This is a genomic window from Streptomyces sp. NPDC029044 (assembly GCF_040637495.1).
GTDB lineage: Bacteria > Actinomycetota > Actinomycetes > Streptomycetales > Streptomycetaceae > Streptomyces.
On sequence record NZ_JBEZWN010000058.1, the window covers coordinates 1 to 17,735 of the forward strand.

Genomic DNA, 17,735 nt, shown 5'->3' on the forward strand with positions numbered 1-17,735 from the left:
TCGTCCGCACCACCGTGCTGGTACGCCTGACCGCCGGTGCCGCCCGTGCCGCCGGTGCCGCCCGTGCCGCCGGCCCGCGCCGGTCCGCCGCGGGCATCGTCCGCAGTGCCGTAGTACGCCGGGCCACCGTGGGCGCCGTACGCACCGGCCCCGGCACCGGCACCGGCAGGGGCAGGGGCAGGGGTGCCCGTTCCGCCCCCTTCGGTCGCGCCGCCCGCCTGATGCGGCGTACTCCCGGCGGCCGCCGGGCCCGTCGTGCCGTAGACGTCCTGCCATCCGTGCGCCGCCGCCGGGTCCGCGTAGGCGTCGTACGCCGGCGGGGGCGCCCCCTGCGGCAGGTACACGTTCGGCGGGCCCTGCGGCTCGCCGCCCGTCGCTCCGTCGGCGTAATCGAATGGCTTGGACATGGCGGCGCATTCTAGGGACCGAAGGTGCTGGTGGGACAGCGTGCGGCGATATCGCCCCAAATAGCCGCGTCTCACGTGGCGGAAAACACGACCCGGCAGCCATTACCGGGCCGTAAGCTCCCACACATGCAGGTGATCCAGTCGACCAAGCTCGCCAACGTCTGTTACGAGATCCGGGGCCCGGTTCTCGAGGAGGCGATGCGCCTGGAAGCAGCAGGGCACCGCATCCTCAAGCTGAACACCGGCAACCCGGCAGCGTTCGGCTTCGAGTGCCCGCCGGAGATCCTGGAGGACGTCCTCCGGAACGTGTCGTCGGCACACGGCTACGGCGACGCCAAGGGCCTGCTGGCCGCGCGCCGGGCCGTCGTGATGCACAACCAGACCCTCGGCATCGAGACCGACGTCGAGCACGTCTTCATCGGCAACGGCGTCTCCGAGCTGATCGTGATGGCGATGCAGGGCCTGCTGGACGACGGCGACGAGGTCCTCGTGCCCGCGCCCGACTACCCGCTGTGGACCGCCGCCGTCTCCCTGTCCGGCGGCACCGCCGTGCACTACCGCTGCGACGAGCAGGCCGACTGGATGCCGGACCTCGCCGACATCGAGCGCAAGGTCACCGACCGCACCAAGGCGCTCGTGATCATCAACCCCAACAACCCGACGGGGGCCGTCTACGACGAGGCGATGATCAAGGGCCTGACCGACATCGCCCGCCGGCACAACCTGCTCGTCTGCTCCGACGAGATCTACGACAAGATCCTCTACGACGGGGCCACGCACACCCCGACCGCCTCCGTCGCCCCGGACCTGCTCACCCTCACGTTCAACGGCATGTCGAAGGCCTACCGGGTCGCCGGCTACCGGGTCGGCTGGATGTCGATCTCCGGGCCGCGCGCCCACGCCGACTCCTACATCGAGGGTCTGACGATCCTGGCGAACATGCGCCTGTGCGCGAACATGCCGGGGCAGCACGGAGTCGTCGCGGCGCTCAGCGGACGGCAGACGATCAACGACCTGGTCCTGCCGGGCGGGCGGCTGCGCGAGCAGCGGGACACGGCGTACGAGCTGCTGACCCAGATCCCCGGGGTGAGCTGCGTCAAGCCCAAGGGCGCGCTCTACCTCTTCCCGCGCCTCGACCCCAAGGTCTTCAAGATCAAGGACGACCGCCGCATGGTCCTGGACCTGCTCCGGCGCGAGAAGATCATGGTCGTCCAGGGCACGGGCTTCAACTGGCCGGAGCCGGACCACTTCCGGGTGGTGACCCTGCCGACGGTGGGAGACCTGACCGACGCCATAGGGCGGATCGGCCACTTCCTGGACGGCTACAGCCAGGCCTGACCACGCCGGACCGCTCCCGGCCGCACCTGACCCCGACTGCCCGCTCACGCTATGTGTGCGGGCAGTCCGGTTTTGTGAAGAACTCAACTTTAGACGAAATCTAAGCTAGGATGGTTTCCTGTAAGAACTCAGGAGGCCTTCCCATGTACGAACCGATCCGCACCAAGTCGGTCCACAGCACGGTGGACGGCCCCAACCCCGACTTCCCCCACCGTTCCCGCGAGGAAGAGCTGGACATCCAGCTCGCGGGGCACCTCGCCGCCCTGCTCGCGGTCACGGACGAGCTGCGTGCGGCGCAGGCCTCGGCCGACCTGGACACGGCGGCGGAGCGGCTGGCGGAGCAGGTGGGCCGACTGCGCGGCGGGCGCACCCCCGTGCGCGCGGCGGCGAGCGGCCGACGCGAACGCGGCACCGCAGCCCTGCACCGGCGGGCGCACGCCCTGGCCGGCCGCGCGCTGGTCGTCGCCGCCTCCCGAGCCGACACAGCGGCCGCCATCCTGGCCGCCGAGCGCATGGACGCGCACACCGCGGCCCTGGAGCCACGCGAACTCGCGTCCCGCTGAGCAGCCCCTCGGGGCTCCCCCTGGACGGCCCCGGTCCGCGCGCACCCGCAGCGACGCGCGGACCGGGCGCCACAAGCCACCTGTGGAGGAATCCCCGGGCCGTGCAGGACGTTGATCCTTCAGGAACCGTGGTAGAGCCGCTGCAGGTCGACGAGAACCACTTCACCCCGGCTCTCGGCCGCCCGCAGCTCCGGGTCGAATCCGGCGCCGCTGTAGCAGGCGGGGCTTGCATGACGAGTGTCGACACCCTTCGCCTCCAGCAACTCCAGGATGCGACGCAGGCGTTGCAGGTGTCCGAGGTTCATGACCTTGTGCCACTTGGCCTCTCCCACGGACAGCAGGATGCCCTGGTCCTGGCCGATGGCTCCGTGCACCACGACATCGGCCTCGAGTGAGGTCCGGTTCACCGGGTCGGCCACGGTCCCGGAGGCGACCTGGATCGGCATGCCCCCGAACGTCGCGGGGTCCGCGTGCCACTCGACCCACTCACGGCACAAACGCTCGAAGTGCGGGCCCACGACCTTGCTGAGGAACGTGGACCTGCTGTGTTCCCACATCGCGGCCGCTCCTCGGCGGCGGCTCAGCAGAGCCGTCTCGGGGCGGACGACCGCATGGTGAAAGGTGATCAGCGGCTCGGCGACGTGGTAGGTCGTGCGATTGGCGCGGAAGGCGTCGGGCTCTGAGGTGAGCAGGCCACAGTTCTTCAGGACGGACAGCGGCAGCGAGATGTCCGTGGCCTTACGGCCCACCGCGCTCGCGATGCCACCGCTGGTCCGGTTGCCGCCCGCGACCGCGGCCAGGACCGAGTGGTACAGCGACCGGTTGCGCAGATCCGGCTCGGCGGCCAGGAGGTAAGGCGCCTCTCCGTGGATGGGACGGGCCGGGTTGAGTACGGTCCGGCAGACCCAGGCGTCGAAGTCGTCGGGCCCGTCCGGCACATCGTCGTCGACGAACTCCCTGCGGTACGCCGGGGTGCCGCCGACGATCGCATGGACGAGCACTGCCAGCCGCGGGTCCCGGATGCCCCAGAATTCGGCGGCCTCGCGAAAGCCCAGGGAGTGAACGACGAGATCGAGGCCCGCCCGGCCGTAGAGCGGTGAAGCCCCGGAGAGGAGCCCACCCATGAAGGACATCGCGCTGCCGCACAGCAGGATCCGGGGCCGTTCCTTACGGTGACGTTCGGAGCGCACCCCGATGGCGGCCTGCAACTGGGAAGGGAGAGCTGGGGCGTTCCGTGCCAGATAGGGGAACTCATCGATCACCACGGGCAGCGGCCTCTCCTTCGCCAGCCCGAAGAGCAGCTCCAGCCCCTGTTCCCAGTTGGCCGGCCTCGGCGGGACGACGGCACCGGTGAAGCGTGCGACCGCATCGCCCAAGAGGTGCAGGGACTCAGCGGCCGATGCCTCGACCGCCGCGTAGTAGAACCCGTCGGTGGCGTCCGCCAGCGCCTGGAGCAGGAAACTCTTGCCTTGCCGACGGCGGCCGGACACCACGCCGAGCCGAGGACCCGCGCCCTCGGCGGTCGCGAAGGCGGTCAGCTCACTCCACTCCCACTCCCTGTCGAACATGTCCTGCGGCTTCGGCAGACCGCGCGCTGCGGGGCGGGTCATGGCGCCTCCGGTTCTTAGAGACGTACCTCTTAGAGGTACACCGGTAAGAACGAGAGGAGCCGGAATCCGTTACGCGGTGCGTTCGAGACGGCGGGGCGCGAGCACTACCACTGGTACGAACGCGACGTGGACGGACCACAGCCAGTTGTCCGGCATCACCGCGGGCGGCAAGAGCTACGACCTGTACGCCGGTGGCGACCCCATCAGCAACACCGACCCGTCCGGTCTGGGCTTCGGCAGTTTTGTCGACGGGGTATTCGGTGGCAAGGATCTGTATGAGACATGGCAGAACCGCAACAACCCCGACGCTCTGATTGCACAGTCGGTCGGTATGGTCGCGGGCGCAGTCTTCGGAGCTGTCTGTGTCGCAGGGACATCCACCATGGCGACGGCCGCCGGAATGCCCTATCTCATTCCACTAACCACGACTGGCTGCGGTATCGCTGCTGACACTGTCAGCAGTGAAACTTCGGGGGCGATGGAGAACACGCTCAAATAGTGAAAGGCAACGGTCATGTCATGAACTTGCCTCCAGACGGCGGCGATATGCTGGATCCACATGCAGGCTCTGAGCCAGGCAATTCCATAGCGGCTGCATCACTGTGGGTCGGCCTGTGCGCCAGCGTCTCCGCTATCGTCATCGCGATTTACGCGGCAGCGAATGACAGGGTCGTCGTCGGGCTCTGGACAGGCGGTGTCGCCGTCGTCTTGGCCATGGCCTTCGGGACCGCTCTGAAGTACCGGGCTCGATAGGCCGCAAACGGGACAAGGGTGCGTCACTGACCTCTGGCGCGGCACATCTCGACCGCCGGCCGCCCTCCAGGGTGGCCGGCGGTCCCCAGATGGTCCCCAGGCTCGACCTCAAGCGGGGCCGACGGCGTCAGGCGTCAGGCGCCGACTTGAGGGACGTGACGAAAGACGTCCAGACCCGGGCCGTGATGGTGAGGACCGGACCGTCGGGGACCTTGGAGTCGCGGACGGGGACGACGGCGGTGTGGGCGTCGCACACTTCGACGCAGTTGCCGCCGTCGCCGTTGCTGTAGGTGCTCTTGCGCCAGGCCGCTGTGCTCAAGTCACGTGCGTTCTTCGCCATTTCGGTCATCCTCAGCCGCTTGCTCGATCAGGGCGAGGGACGCCTCCGGGGGCAGGGCGGCGGCCCTGAGCCGATCGTATGCCTTGCGGTACTGCTTCACGAGAGCCGGATCGTCGATGGTGTCCCCGCTGTACTGCGCCTCTGTGTAGACCAAGGGCGGGGCGTCCGCGAAGGTCATGACCATTGCCGAGCCCAACATCAGCGGATACGCCCCGCAGTACCACGGAAGGATCTGGGGAACGATCCGGCGGCATCGCGCGAGTTCCGCGATGCGCTCCCACTGTTCGGCGCTCCGCTCCGGCGGCAGGATCGGCTGACGCAGCAACGACTCGGGCAGGATGACCCAGTACTCCGGGGTCTTGTGATCGTCCTCGAACAGCCGGGCACGCGCCAGCCTCGCGGTCACCTTCTCCTCCACCGCCTCGTCGGGAGCCAGAGGGTGGGCGGAGCGGGTGACCGCCCGCGCATACGCCTCCGTCTGCAACAACCCCGGCACCAGCGTCGGGCACCACTCCTCGATGGTCTCCGCGTGCTGCTCCGCCTCCAGCACCCGCTCGAAGTAGCTCGCGTGCCCCCGCCGTTTGGCCTTTCGCACGTCCTCGCAACGCCGCCTGAAGAAGCCGTCCGTGCCGAGCACCCTGTCCACGTGCTCGGCGAGTTCCGCCGGCATCCGGCGCGTGCCTCGCTCGATCTCGCTGAGGTGGCTCGGGCCGTAGAAGCTGCCCTCGACGAGTTGCTGGAGGGTGAGGCCTGCCTCCTCCCGTTTCCAGCGCAACTCACTGCCGTAGAAGGTCGGGACGCCCGTCGAACCGTCGATGTCCTTGCGTTGACCCATCGTTCACCGTCCTTGGTGTGCCGTTACCGCGCGCTACCGGATCCAGCGGCACATACGCGCAGTTCAGGAGCGGGAGACCGAACGGCTGTCACGCTACGCGGGCGGCGGCAGAGTGTGAGGGGTTCGTCACAGAGCGCACTGGAAGGTGTGAACCCCCATGTACGACCCCAATCAAGCCGACACCCGCGTCGCGGACTTGAGAGCCGCGCTTGCCGCGCACGGCATCACCCGGCCGTCGCTCGGAGTCGACCTCCCGGCTTGCGCCGCCCGCTGCCCCACGCGACCGCCGATGATCACCCTGGAGCTGCTCGCGACCCCCGCCGAGGTGTCCGGCGTTCGGGGGGCCCTGCGACCGCACGGCATCGACGTGCAGCTCTGCGCGAGCGAGCTCGTCACGACCGTGATCCGGCACGTCGGGGAGGGCGTCCCCGTGACGGTGCGGGTGTGGCGGGACGGAGGGCGCGTCCGGCTGGGGGTCACCGATCCCGACCCCCGGGCCCTGCCCGTCCTGGTCACAGTGGTCGGGTCCGAGTCGGAGTCCGGCCGAGGGCTGGCGCTGCTCGACGCGCTGGCCGTGCGCTGGGGCGTGGAGCAGGAGGCCGGGTGCAAGACGGTGTGGTGCGAGCTGCTCGTCCCTGTTCCGGAAACGCCCGAGCGCCCCGGTCGACGTAGGCGGTCGACCGGGGCGCTCGGTCAAGCATCGGCACGTTCGTGAGCCCGCCTGGGGGCCGCGCCGAAGCGGGCGGGAGGGGGCCGGTCGCCGCCGGTTCCCGTCGGGGCGGACGGAGGACGCGGCGGCCGGCCCGGAACCCCGCACGCCGTTGTGCGGGTCCCGCCAGTCGGTTCCGCGGCCGGCCGTGACGATGTTGCTGGTCAGGGCACAGTCGGTTCCAGCCGGCCGCGGAGTTCGGGGGTGGGATCAGCCCAGGCGCTGCACCAGCGCGCGGTACTGGTCCCACAGCTCCTTCGGCGTGTGGTCGCCGAAGGTGTTGAGGTGCTCGGGGACCAGGGAGGCCTCCTCGCGCCAGACCTCCTTGTCGACCGTGAGCAGGAACTCCAGGTCGGACTCGGCCAGCTCCAGGCCGTCGGTGTCGAGGGCCTCCTTGGTCGGCAGGACGCCGATGGGGGTCTCGACGCCCTCGGCGGTGCCGTCCAGGCGCTCCACGATCCACTTCAGGACGCGGGAGTTCTCACCGAAGCCGGGCCAGACGAACTTGCCCTCGTCGTCCTTGCGGAACCAGTTGACGTAGTAGATCTTCGGCAGCTTGGACTGGTCCTTGTCCTTGGCCACGTCGACCCAGTGGGCCATGTAGTCACCCATGTTGTAGCCGCAGAACGGCAGCATCGCGAACGGGTCGCGGCGCAGCTCGCCGACCTTGCCCTCGGCGGCGGCGGTCTTCTCGGAGGCCACGTTGGCGCCGAGGAAGACGCCGTGGTTCCAGTCGAAGGACTCCGTCACCAGCGGAACGGCGGTGGCGCGGCGGCCGCCGAAGAGGATCGCCGAGATCGGCACACCCTTGGGGTCCTCCCACTCCGGCGCGATGATCGGGCACTGCGAGGCCGGCACGGTGAAGCGGGCGTTGGGGTGCGCGGCCGGAACGCCGGACTCGGGCGTCCAGTCGTTGCCCTTCCAGTCCGTCAGGTGGGCCGGGGTCTCCTCCGTCATGCCCTCCCACCAGATGTCGTTGTCGTCGGTGAGGGCGACGTTGGTGAAGACGGAGTTGCCCCACAGGGTCTTCATCGCGTTGGCGTTGGTGTGCTCGCCGGTGCCGGGGGCGACGCCGAAGAAGCCGGCCTCGGGGTTGATGGCGTAGAGGCGGCCGTCCTCGCCGAAGCGCATCCAGGCGATGTCGTCGCCGATGGTCTCGACCGTCCAGCCGGGGATGGTCGGCTCCAGCATGGCGAGGTTGGTCTTGCCGCAGGCGCTCGGGAAGGCCGCGGCGACGTACTTGGACTCGCCGCGCGGCGGGGTGAGCTTCAGGACGAGCATGTGCTCGGCGAGCCAGCCCTCGTCACGGGCCATGACGGAGGCGATGCGCAGGGCGTAGCACTTCTTGCCGAGCAGGGCGTTGCCGCCGTAGCCGGAGCCGTAGGACCAGATCTCGCGGTCCTCGGGGAAGTGCGAGATGTACTTGGTCTGGTTGCAGGGCCAGGGGACGTCCGCCTGGCCGGGCTCCAGCGGGGCGCCCAGGGTGTGCACGGCCTTGACGAAGAAGCCGTCGGAGCCGAGCTCGTCCAGGACGGCCTGGCCCATGCGCGTCATCGTGCGCATCGACACGGCGACGTACGCCGAGTCGGTGATCTCCACACCGAGCGCGGACAGCGGCGAGCCGAGCGGGCCCATGCAGAAGGGCACGACGTACATGGTCCGGCCGCGCATGGAGCCGCGGAACAGGCCGCCCTGGCCTCCGGAGCCCTGGAAGATCTCCCGCATCTCGGCGGGGGCCTTCCAGTGGTTGGTCGGGCCCGCGTCCGCCTCCTTCTCGGAGCAGATGAACGTCCGGTCCTCGACGCGGGCGACGTCGGTGGGGTCGGAGGCGGCGTAGTAGGAGTGGGGGCGCTTGATCGGGTCGAGTTTGCGGAAGGTGCCCTTCCCGACGAGCTCCTCGCACAGTCGCTCGTACTCGGCCTCGGAGCCGTCACACCAGACCACGTTGTCCGGCTGCGTCAGTTCAGCGATCTCGTTGACCCACGAGATCAGCCCCTGATGGGTGGTGGGGACGGTGGGAGCCGCGATATCGCGCGCCACGATTGCTCCTAAATGAGGGATTTTTTGTGATGTGGAGGCCCCGTGGGGGCTGCGACCCGGATGCTTCGGTGGATCTTGGCGCTCATCCGGTGCCGACCGCACTCATTTGATCATCCGACGTACGCGCCCATCTGTCCAGAGGAGCGCACAGGTGAGCAACGTGAGGCTCGCCACGGTTTCCGCGCGCCGCTTTGCATGTACGTTGCGTTCACATGGCAGTCCGTTTGCGTGACCGTCGCCGGGGCGCGATGAGAGGATGGCCACTCTTCACCGGTCAATCGACGGCACCGACACGCCACTTACGGTTCCGTAGCTACCATTCGGCCATGACTGCGTTCGTCCCCGACGCGCCCACGGACTCGGCGGCCGACGGCCACGGTCCGAAGGCGCTCTCCCTGCCGCATCCGGTCAAGCCGAAGCTGCGCGGCTGGCTGCACCTGGGCATGTTCCCGGCCGTTCTGGTCGCGGGCCTGGTGCTGACCGCGCTCGCCGACTCCTCCAGAGGGCGCATCGCCTGCGGGATCTTCGCGCTGACAGCCTGCCTGCTGTTCGGTGTGAGCGCGCTGTACCACCGGGGCAACTGGAGTCCGCGCATGGACGGCGTCCTGCGCCGGCTGGACCACGCCAACATCTTCTTGATCATCGCGGGCACCTACACGCCGCTGACCCTGCTGCTCCTGCCCGGCGCCAAGGGCCAGTGGCTGTTGTGGGGCATCTGGGCCGCGGCCGTGGCCGGCATCCTCTTCCGGGTCTTCTGGGTCGGCGCCCCGCGCTGGCTCTACACGCCCTGCTACATCGCCATGGGCTGGGCGGCCGTCTTCTACCTGCCGGACTTCATGCGCACCGGCGGCATCGCCGTCCTCGTCCTGGTCATCGTCGGCGGCCTGCTCTACAGCGCGGGCGGCGTGGTCTACGGCATCAAGAAGCCGAACCCGTCACCGCGCTGGTTCGGCTTCCACGAGGTGTTCCACTCCTTCACCCTGGCGGCCTTCATCGCGCACTACGTGGGGATCTCGCTGGTGGCGTACCAGCACGGATAGGGCCGGTGAAGTGACAGTGGCTCGCGTCTGAGAGCTACTGTCACTTCATGGATACCGTCACCAACCCGGCCGACCGCCCTCCCCTGGGACTCCGGGAGCGGAAGAAGATCAAGACCCGCCAGGCGATCCGCACCGCGACGTACGCGCTGATCGAGGAGCAGGGTTACGACGCCACGACGATCGAGCAGATCGCGGACCGTGCCGAGGTGTCGCCGTCGACCGTCTTCCGGTACTTCCCCACCAAGGAGGACATCGTCATCACCGACGAGTGGGACCCCGTGATGACGGCGGAGCTGCGGGCCCGGCCGCGGGACGAGTCGTGGGCGGACGTCCTGCGGCACGTGATGCGCACGGCGCTCGACCTGAGCCTCGCCGAGGAGCCAGAGGTGACGCGGCTGCGGACCCGGCTCGGGGTCGAGGTCCCCGCCGTGCGCGCCCGCATGATGGAGAGCATGGCGGCGACCGGCCTGCTGCTGCGCGAGGCCCTCGCCGAACGCTCCGGGCTCGATCCCGACAGTCTGGAGCTGCGGGTCTTCGCCATGTCGGTGATGGGCGGGCTGATGGAGGTCTCCCAGTACTGGGCGGAGACCGGCCACCGGGACGACATCCGGGACCTCGTCGACCGCGCCCTGGACGTCATGGAGCAGGGCCTGCCGGGCGGAAAACCCTGAGGCCGGCGCCCGTCGCCATGACATCCTGACCTGGTGAACGGTCCCGAGATCCACGTCGAGTTCGCCCCCGAGCTGCACGTCTTCGTCCCCCGGGCCCGCCGGGACGGCACCGTGCGGGCCGCCACCGACGGCGCCGCAGGCCTCGGCCATGTCATCGAGTCGCTGGGGGTGCCGCTCACCGAGGTCGGCGCGCTGCTCGTGGACGGCAGCGAGGTGCCCGTCTCGCACGTCCCGGCGGCCGGGGAGTCGGTGACCGTACGGACCGTCGCACGCCCCCAGCGCGTCCCGGGTGCTCCCCTGCGCTTCCTCCTCGACGTGCACCTCGGCACGCTGGCCCGCCGGCTGCGGCTGCTCGGCGTGGACACGGCCTACGAGTCGACGGACATCGGCGACCCCGCCCTCGCGGCGCGTTCGGCGGCGGAGCAGCGGGTGATGCTGAGCCGCGACCGGGGGCTGCTGCGGCGGCGCGAGCTGTGGGCGGGGGCGTTCGTGTACAGCACCCGGCCGGAGGAGCAGCTGCGGGACGTACTGGACCGGTTCGAGCCCGAGTTGCTCCCCTGGACGAGGTGCACCGCCTGCAACGGGACGCTCCACAAGGCCTCCAAGGAGGAGGTGGCGGACCAGTTGCAGCAGGGCACGCACCGGTCGTACGACGTGTTCGCGCGGTGCGGTGCGTGTGGGCGGGCGTACTGGAAGGGTGCGCATCACGAGCAGTTGGAGGCCATCGTGGAGCGGGCGCTTGCGCTCCGCGCGGAGCGCCGTTGAGCCCTGAGCGCCATTGAGTCCTGAGCGCCGCGGGGAACCGCGGGACCGCCGTGGCCGGTCGCGCAGTTCCCCGCGCCCCTGAAGGGGCGTGCCTCTCCTAGCGCCTGCTCAGGTCCCCCTTGCCGCAGGCGATCCCGTCCCTGTTGCGGTCCAGGTTCAGCGGGTCGTCCTTGCCGTTGACCTTCAGGCGGCCGTAATCGTTCGTCTTGAGCCACGTGCAGCGGGCGGCGGTCGTCTTCTTCACCTCGGCCGGGAAGTCCGTCGGCACGCAGACGTTGATCGAGCCGTAGTGGCGGTCGCAGCCGGAGACCGTCGGGCCGACCTTCTGCGACACCCGCTTCTTGCCGGGCCCCGTGACCTTGCCCTTCGGCGCGTCGGCGAAGTCGTGGACGTGGGCCGAGGCATCGGTCGCCTTCAGGGCCTGCGGGCCCTGGAGGTGCACCCACTTCGCCACCGAAGGCACCCCGTTCGCGTCCACCGCGAAGAGCATGTACCAGCCGGGCGGGGCCAGGTTGGGGTTGCTCGTGACGTTCAGGTCGACGTTGTCGCCGTCCACGGACAGCGGCAGGTCCACGAACCGCTGGTTCGGGTCCGAGGAGTGCGTGACGGCGGCCGGGCGGATCAGCTGGGCCTTGGCGACGGGCCGGTCGACGGTGATCCGCTGGGTGTCGCCGTAGTTCCACTCGGTGTCGATGACGGACGTGATCTGCGGGCGCGGGCCCTTGAACAGGTAGGGCGGGCTGTAGACCGACACGTCGTGGTTCCAGGTGCCGTTGCCCGGGTTGTCGCCGGTGGTCATCACGCGGCCGTCGGGGAGCAGGAACGCCGAGGAGTGGTAGCCGCGCGCCTCGGGGTCGACGGCCACCGGGTCGAAGGTCTCCGACGCGGGGTCGAAGATCGACGTCTCGTAGACCGGGTTGGCCCGGTTGTGCAGCGCGCCGCCCGTCTCCAGCACCTTGCCGTCGGGCAGGAGCACCGCGGAGACGTACATCTTGCCCTGGTTACCGGTCTGCGGGACCGGACCGTTGCCGAGGTCGACCGTGCCCTGCGGGATCGGCGGCCCGGCCACGTACGACGGGTTCGGCTGCTTGAGGTCGATGATGTCGGTCAGGCGGTTCGCCTCCGGGTTGGAGTCGATGTTGCCGCCGCCGAGGGTGAGGACCTTCTGGTCCTGCGCCGGGGGCAGCAGCACGCTGGCCGACTGGTCGCGCTCGTCCTTGTTGCGCAGGCCGGGCACCTGGGTGGTGGTGTTGGCGTCGTAGTCGTAGATCGCGGAGCCGGTGCCGGGGATGTTGTTGCCGAAGACGTGGCTGCCCGAGTAGAAGAGGCGGCCGTCCTGCATCAGGATCATCGACGGGTACAGGCCCCAGTACGACCAGGTCTGGTTGACCTTCCACAGCGGCTGCCACTGCTGCTCGGCCTCGGAGAACAGCTCGGCGGTGACCGAGCCGGTGGAGTCCTCGCGCAGGCCGCCGAAGGAGATGACGTCACCGTTGCCGAGGATCGTCGCCGACGGGTACCAGTGGCCGTCGTTCATGTCGTTGGTCTTGGTGTAGGTCTCGGTCTCCGGGTCGAAGATGTACGAGTCCTTGTAGCCCTGGTAGCCGACGCGGCCGTCCGCCGTCGGGTAGCCCTTGTTGCCGGACATCACCAGCACGCGGCCGTCCTGGAGCTGGACGTGGCCGGCGCAGAACATGTCCTTGGGCGTGGGGACGACCTTGTAGGAGCCGTTCGCCGGGTCGTACACCGCCGAGGTGAAGGTGCCGGCCTCGAACATCGACTCGTCGTTGCCGGAGCCCGCGATCAGCAGCACCTTGCCGCCCGGCAGGACGACGGAGTGCATGGAGCGGACCGGGTTCTGCGTGGGCAGCACGTCCCACTTGCCGTTCGCGCACTGCTCGGCCGTGCCGGTGCACTCCGGCGGCAGGACCGGGTCGGGGACCTGGTCCATCGTGTAGTCGTCGGTGGTGGCGGAGCCGGTGCCGTAGACGGAGACGCCCCAGGAGATGCGGTCGGTGCCGGCCGGGACCTCGGGGGTGCGGACCGTCGCCTCGGTCCAGCCGCCCGCCATGTCCAGTGTCTTGAGGTCGGTCCAGTACTGCCAGCCGGCCGTGGTGTCGTGCCGGAAGAGCGTGATCGCCGCGTCGGGCGTGGTCGTCTTGTACCAGAGGCCGAGGTCGTACTGCTTGCCCGGCGTCACCACCGGTGCGCACGCCGCGGACTCGGTGATCAGCGCCTTGCGGTCACCGTCGACGCGGCGGGTCAGCTCGACCTTCATGGCCTTGGAGCCGGTGTGCGCGTCGGACGTGGTGGTGAAGGTGAAGTCGTTGTCGCCCCAGCCCGACTTCTCCCAGCAGTACGGCATGTCGTCGGTGCCGGCGGTCTCGAAGCCGGGGTTCTTGATGAGGTTGGCGGCGGAGGCGGACTGGGGTGCGGTCAGCAGCAGGCCCGCGGTGAGGCCCGCCACCGCCAGGAACGCGGTACTTCTACGACGTCTGTTCACACGGCTCCTCCTTGCTGTGCGGTGCTCCCACGACCGGGCTTCTCGCGTCCCCGCCGCGGCAGATAGACCAGCGCTTCGGTCCCGGCGAAGCGCAGGACGAACGTCGTCACCAGCGCGAGCGCGGTGGCCGACAGCACGCCCAGGTGCAGCTGGTGCACGAACAGGGCGATCAGCGGGATGCGCAGCACCAGATCGGCGTTGGCGAGCAGCGCGAACCGCCCGGCCCGGTCCCACCAGCGCCGGTGCCGGCGCCGCTCGCGGAACAGCAGGTGCTCGATGAGCACGAAGTTCCAGGCGACACCGAGCTGGTTGGCGAGGATCTCCGCCGGTACGTAGTGCATCCCGGCGGCGGTCAGCGCCCACAGGCCCAGCAGGTTCGGCACGAAGCCGGTCAGCCCGATCAGGCCGAAGCCGATCATCCGCGCGACCGGCGAGGCGGCGCGCAGCCCGGCCAGGTGGCGCAGGAAGCGCAGGCCCTCCTGCGCGGTGGACTTGGACTCCCCGGCGAACCGGTCCTGGAAGACGAACGGCACCTCGGTGACCCTGCGCGGGCGGCTGCGGACGGCGAGTTCGAGGAGGATCTTGTAGCCGAGCGGCTGGAGGACCTCCGCGGTGACCGCGCTGCGGCGGATCGCGAAGAAGCCGCTCATCGGGTCGCTGATGCCGTGCAGCCGGCGCGGGAAGAGCGCCTTGGTCAGCCAGGTCGCCCCGCGCGAGACGGCCACCCGGTAGCTGCCCGCGAGTCCGGCCCGGCTGCCGCCCTTGATGTACCGGGAGGCCACGACCAGCCCGGCGTTCGCCCGCTCGCCGGTGGCGACCAGGTCGGGCACGAGGGCCGGCGGGTGCTGGCAGTCGCCGTCCATGACGACGATCCAGTCGGACGTGGCCGCCTTCAGGCCCTCGACGACCGCGCCGCCGAGCCCGCCCACCGGCTCCTCCCGGTGCAGCACGGTCACCGGGAACGGGCAGTCCTGCGCCGCCTTCTCGATGACCTCGGGCGTGTCGTCGGTGGAGTCGTCCACGAAGACGACCTCGCAGGGCAGCCGGGCCGGGACGGCCTCGGTGATCTGGCGCAGCAACTGCCGTACGTTGGCCGACTCGTTGAACGTCGGTACGACGATGGTGACGGCGCCCGGCTCGGGGATCTCGGTGGTCTCGACGACCTCGCCGGGGACGGTGGACTCCTGGCTCATCGCGCGCCTCCGGCGGACGTCTGGATCTGGCGGATCTCGATGCGGTCCTCGCCGGTGCCGAAGGTGGCGACCGGGTCCGAGTGCTCCATGGCGGCCTTGACGTTGGGCAGGTCGGCCGCGTCGCGCCGCACGGTCGGCGAGGCGACGACGTAGTCGAGGTCCTTCCAGCCGCGCGGCATCGTCTTCGTCACCGCCGGGTCGAGGTCGGCCTTGTAGAACCAGATGACGCCGAGCCCGGGCCGGTAGCCCTGGTGCACCAGGTCCAGCCAGAGGGCGTCGTCCACCAGCACCCGGGTGCGCTCCGGGTCCTCGACCTCCGTGGCCAGCCACTTGGAGGCGGCCTTGTAGGGGGCGTTGGCGTCGGTGGTGACGGCCGTGTGGGCGCCGTCGTACCAGCGGGGCAGGACGTAGGCGCCGGCGGCCAGGGCGAGGACGGCGGCGAGCGCGTACCGGCTCACACTGACGTACCGTTTCTCCGCCTCGGAGCGCCAGCGGCTCAGCACCGCGTGGGCGACGGAGGCGGTCCCTCCGGCGAGGACCAGCGCGAGGAACGGCAGGGCCTGGATGACGTACATCGCGGGCAGGTAGCCGTTCGGGCGCAGGGCCAGCGCGGCGAAGATCGCCACGGCCAGGGCCGGTCCGGCCAGGGCCCGGGCGGTGACCGACCAGCGCCAGGTGAGGAGCAGGAGCAGGGCGCCCGCGAGACCGCCGAGAGGCAGGACCTTGTCGTAGTACAGCCACGACTGGAGCACGCCCCAGGAGCCGGATCCCTGGTCCAGGATGAAGCCCGAACCGGGTCTGGTCATCTGGTACTTGACGCCGTCCCAGAGGGACACGTGCCCGGCGCCGGGCAGCAACTCGCCCTTGAGCAGGGCGAACAGCGGGTACGAGAAGCCGATCAGGGCGCAGGCCGTGACGGCTCCGGTGAGGGCGAACTTGCGGGTGTCCCGGTGGCTGTGGCGCCACATGGTGAGGAACAGGGCGGGCAGGACGACGAGCATCGTCTCCTTGGTGAGGACGGCCGTCGCGGCCGCTATCCCCGCGCCGAAGTGGTGCCACAGGTGGCGGCTCGGGGAGGCGGCCAGGGTGAAGGCCAGCAGCGTCCACATCACCGCGAGGTTGTCGAGGAAGATCTCCCGCTGGAGGACGACCGACAGCGGCGAGAGCCCGAAGAACACCATGCCGAGCCCGGCGGCCCAGCGGGGCAGCGCGAGGCGCCGGCCCAGCACGTAGACGAGGACCGCGCTGATGCCGCTGATCACCAGCATCGCGGCGCGCATGGTGCCCACCGTCATCGACTCGGGGCTGATCAGCGCGGGGATCCAGGTCAGCACGGCGATCTGGATCCAGCCGAGCGGCGGATGGTCGTACCAGTAGGTGTAGTGGGCCAGGCCGTTGCCCTGCTGGACCGACCAGGCCTGGGCGAGATAGGTGCCCTCGTCGTCGCTGAGGGCCGGGTAGTCGCCGATGTTCCAGCCCTGCACGACGAGGATCGCCGCGAGGAGGACACCGCACAGAAGCAGGTCGGGCCGGGAGGAGCGCAGCCGGCTCGGCGGCTCCGGTCTGCGGTGCGCGCCGGTCCGGGGCGCAGGCCGGCGCTGCGCGGGGACCTTCGCAGCGGTCACCGCGGGAAGGGTGGAGGTCACGCGGGTACGTCCTCTCGGGTCACGTCGCGCCGGGTCACGGCCGTCTCGTCGAGGTGGGCCCCGACATGGCTGGTCAGCTCCCAGTCGTTGCGGCCGCGCTGCTCACGCCAGACGGCCCGCACGGCCGCTCCGGCGAGCAGGACCTGGTAGAAGGGGCCGCCGAGGATCAGCTTCAGGTAGTGCGCGAAGCGGACGCGCAGCCCGTACTGCTTGCCGAAGTCGTGCAGTCCGACGACCTCGAAGACGAAGGTGACCAGGGCGGTGACGGCCGGCAGGAAGGTGATGAAGGCGATGCCGACGGGCACGTCCAGGAACAGGGCGATCGCCACGTTCAGCGGGATGATCAGGCCGGTGAAGGCCTGCATGAACGGCGTCATCAGGGTGTAGCGGGCGAGCAACCGCTGCCCGAGGGTGGGCAGTTGCTTCCAGTCCTTCTTCCGGTACACCTGGAGGAACCCCTGGTTCCAGCGGGTGCGCTGCTTCAGCAGGGACATCAGCGAGCCCGGGGTCTCCTCGCGGGTCACCATGTCGGAGTCGTAGGCGACGACGACCTTATTGCCGACGCTGGACAGGCGCACTCCGAGGTCGCAGTCCTCGGCGAGGCAGTTCGGGTCCCAGCCGTCGGCTTCCCTCAGGACGTCCGTGCGGACGAAGACGGTGTTGCCGCCGAGCGGAATGAAACCTTTCTGCGCGTGCAGGTGGAGCCGGGAGCGGAACCAGAAGAAGTACTCCAGGCAGTTGCGCAGGCTGTACCAGCTGGAGTGGAAGTTGATCAGCTGCACCCCGCCCTGCACGACATCGGCACCGGTGGTGCGGAAGGCGTGGTCGACGTGTGCGAGGAGCTCCGGGTGGACCTGGTCCTCCGCGTCGAAGACGCCGACGACGTCGCCGCGGCAGTGCGGCAGCGCCGTGTTCATCGCCTTCGGCTTGTTCTTCTTCTCGTGCGTGTCGACGACGACCCGGACCCGTGCATCACGCGCGGCGGCCTGCTCGGCCACCGCGGTGGTCTCCGGGTCGTCGTGCCCGACGATCACGATGATCTCGAAGTCGGTGTGGCTCGACTCCAGCAGCCGCTGGATGGTGTGGTCCAGCACCGCCTGTTCGTGCCGCGCGGGCAGCAGCAGCGAGAACGAGACGTGCTCGTCCCCGTCCGGACTGCTGAACCGGGTGGAGGCGAGCACTTCCGGCGTGCGCCAGGCGTGCATCTGCCACCACAGGGTGAACGCCGCCATCCAGAACAGAGCCAGCGAAACGGCAGCGATGAAGACAGACGTCAGCAAGCAGATCCCCCCAGATCCCAGAGCCCCCGGTCGTGACGGTGT

The 17,735-nt window shown here is 69.8% G+C and carries 15 protein-coding genes and 1 pseudogene; 7 read left to right on the forward strand and 9 right to left on the reverse strand.

The features are described from left to right. Positions 1 to 407, reverse strand: a pseudogene (locus AB0E85_RS31665) (hypothetical protein); the annotation flags it as partial. Between the two features lie 126 nt (positions 408 to 533). On the opposite strand from AB0E85_RS31665, the gene AB0E85_RS31670 reads away from it, so the two are divergent. Further along, positions 534 to 1,745: a pyridoxal phosphate-dependent aminotransferase gene (locus tag AB0E85_RS31670; protein ID WP_184849428.1), complete on the forward strand. Its 1,212-nt coding sequence runs from the start codon at positions 534 to 536 to the stop codon at positions 1,743 to 1,745. A gap of 143 nt (positions 1,746 to 1,888) precedes the next feature. Further along, on the forward strand, positions 1,889 to 2,308 hold the full coding sequence (locus tag AB0E85_RS31675) for a hypothetical protein (protein ID WP_361934430.1): 420 nt from the start codon (positions 1,889 to 1,891) through the stop codon (positions 2,306 to 2,308). A gap of 119 nt (positions 2,309 to 2,427) precedes the next feature. On the opposite strand, the gene AB0E85_RS31680 is transcribed toward AB0E85_RS31675, so the two are convergent. Beyond that, positions 2,428 to 3,918 carry an ATP-binding protein gene (locus AB0E85_RS31680; RefSeq protein WP_361934433.1) on the reverse strand — a complete coding sequence of 497 codons (1,491 nt, stop codon included), beginning with the start codon at positions 3,916 to 3,918 and terminating at the stop codon, positions 2,428 to 2,430. 145 nt (positions 3,919 to 4,063) lie between these two features. Between AB0E85_RS31680 and AB0E85_RS31685 the strand changes: the two genes are divergently transcribed. Continuing rightward, positions 4,064 to 4,417: a hypothetical protein gene (locus AB0E85_RS31685; protein ID WP_361934436.1), complete on the forward strand. Its 354-nt coding sequence runs from the start codon at positions 4,064 to 4,066 to the stop codon at positions 4,415 to 4,417. Positions 4,418 to 4,798: 381 nt separating this feature from the next. Here AB0E85_RS31685 and AB0E85_RS31690 read toward each other — a convergent pair whose 3' ends face one another. Both AB0E85_RS31690 and AB0E85_RS31695 read right to left on the reverse strand, forming a co-directional pair. After that, a complete protein-coding gene (locus AB0E85_RS31690) occupies positions 4,799 to 5,020 on the reverse strand; it encodes a DUF397 domain-containing protein (RefSeq protein ID WP_361934439.1) in 222 nt (73 codons plus the stop codon). After that, positions 4,992 to 5,846, reverse strand: a complete 855-nt coding sequence (locus AB0E85_RS31695; RefSeq protein WP_361934442.1) for a helix-turn-helix transcriptional regulator — start codon at positions 5,844 to 5,846, stop codon at positions 4,992 to 4,994. Before AB0E85_RS31695 ends, AB0E85_RS31690 begins: the two co-directional genes overlap by 29 nt. Positions 5,847 to 6,003: 157 nt before the next feature. Here AB0E85_RS31695 and AB0E85_RS31700 point away from each other — a divergent pair, with 157 nt between their 5' ends. Further along, positions 6,004 to 6,561 carry an ATP-binding protein gene (locus AB0E85_RS31700; protein WP_361934445.1) on the forward strand — a complete coding sequence of 186 codons (558 nt, stop codon included), beginning with the start codon at positions 6,004 to 6,006 and terminating at the stop codon, positions 6,559 to 6,561. 204 nt (positions 6,562 to 6,765) lie between these two features. Here the strand turns inward: AB0E85_RS31700 and AB0E85_RS31705 are convergent, their stop codons facing one another. Then, the gene (locus tag AB0E85_RS31705; protein ID WP_361934448.1) at positions 6,766 to 8,595 is read right to left on the reverse strand and encodes a phosphoenolpyruvate carboxykinase (GTP); all 1,830 of its coding nucleotides are present in this window, start codon (positions 8,593 to 8,595) and stop codon (positions 6,766 to 6,768) included. 326 nt (positions 8,596 to 8,921) lie between these two features. On the opposite strand from AB0E85_RS31705, the gene AB0E85_RS31710 reads away from it, so the two are divergent. The 3 genes from AB0E85_RS31710 to AB0E85_RS31720 are packed head-to-tail and all read left to right on the forward strand — an operon-like array spanning position 8,922 to position 11,071. After that, on the forward strand, positions 8,922 to 9,635 hold the full coding sequence (locus AB0E85_RS31710) for a hemolysin III family protein (RefSeq protein ID WP_361934451.1): 714 nt from the start codon (positions 8,922 to 8,924) through the stop codon (positions 9,633 to 9,635). 47 nt (positions 9,636 to 9,682) lie between these two features. After that, positions 9,683 to 10,306 carry a TetR family transcriptional regulator gene (locus AB0E85_RS31715; RefSeq protein ID WP_361934454.1) on the forward strand — a complete coding sequence of 208 codons (624 nt, stop codon included), beginning with the start codon at positions 9,683 to 9,685 and terminating at the stop codon, positions 10,304 to 10,306. A 33-nt stretch (positions 10,307 to 10,339) separates the two neighbouring features. Continuing rightward, entirely contained in the window at positions 10,340 to 11,071 is a 732-nt protein-coding gene (locus tag AB0E85_RS31720; RefSeq protein ID WP_361934457.1) for a Mut7-C RNAse domain-containing protein, read from the forward strand. A gap of 97 nt (positions 11,072 to 11,168) precedes the next feature. Here the strand turns inward: AB0E85_RS31720 and AB0E85_RS31725 are convergent, their stop codons facing one another. From AB0E85_RS31725 to AB0E85_RS31740, 4 genes are read right to left on the reverse strand one after another with little or no spacing between them, the layout of a single operon-like run. Further along, positions 11,169 to 13,574, reverse strand: coding sequence for a galactose oxidase-like domain-containing protein (locus AB0E85_RS31725; RefSeq protein WP_361934460.1), 2,406 nt, complete (start codon positions 13,572 to 13,574; stop codon positions 11,169 to 11,171). Continuing rightward, on the reverse strand, positions 13,571 to 14,767 hold the full coding sequence (locus AB0E85_RS31730) for a glycosyltransferase family 2 protein (protein ID WP_361934463.1): 1,197 nt from the start codon (positions 14,765 to 14,767) through the stop codon (positions 13,571 to 13,573). The genes AB0E85_RS31725 and AB0E85_RS31730 overlap by 4 nt, the downstream gene beginning before the upstream one ends. Beyond that, positions 14,764 to 16,413 (reverse strand): phospholipid carrier-dependent glycosyltransferase, encoded by a 1,650-nt coding sequence (locus AB0E85_RS31735; protein WP_361934466.1) that lies wholly within the window; start codon positions 16,411 to 16,413, stop codon positions 14,764 to 14,766. The genes AB0E85_RS31730 and AB0E85_RS31735 overlap by 4 nt, the downstream gene beginning before the upstream one ends. After that, positions 16,410 to 17,693, reverse strand: a complete 1,284-nt coding sequence (locus tag AB0E85_RS31740) for a glycosyltransferase (RefSeq protein WP_361934469.1) — start codon at positions 17,691 to 17,693, stop codon at positions 16,410 to 16,412. The genes AB0E85_RS31735 and AB0E85_RS31740 overlap by 4 nt, the downstream gene beginning before the upstream one ends. Positions 17,694 to 17,735 lie beyond the last annotated feature (42 nt).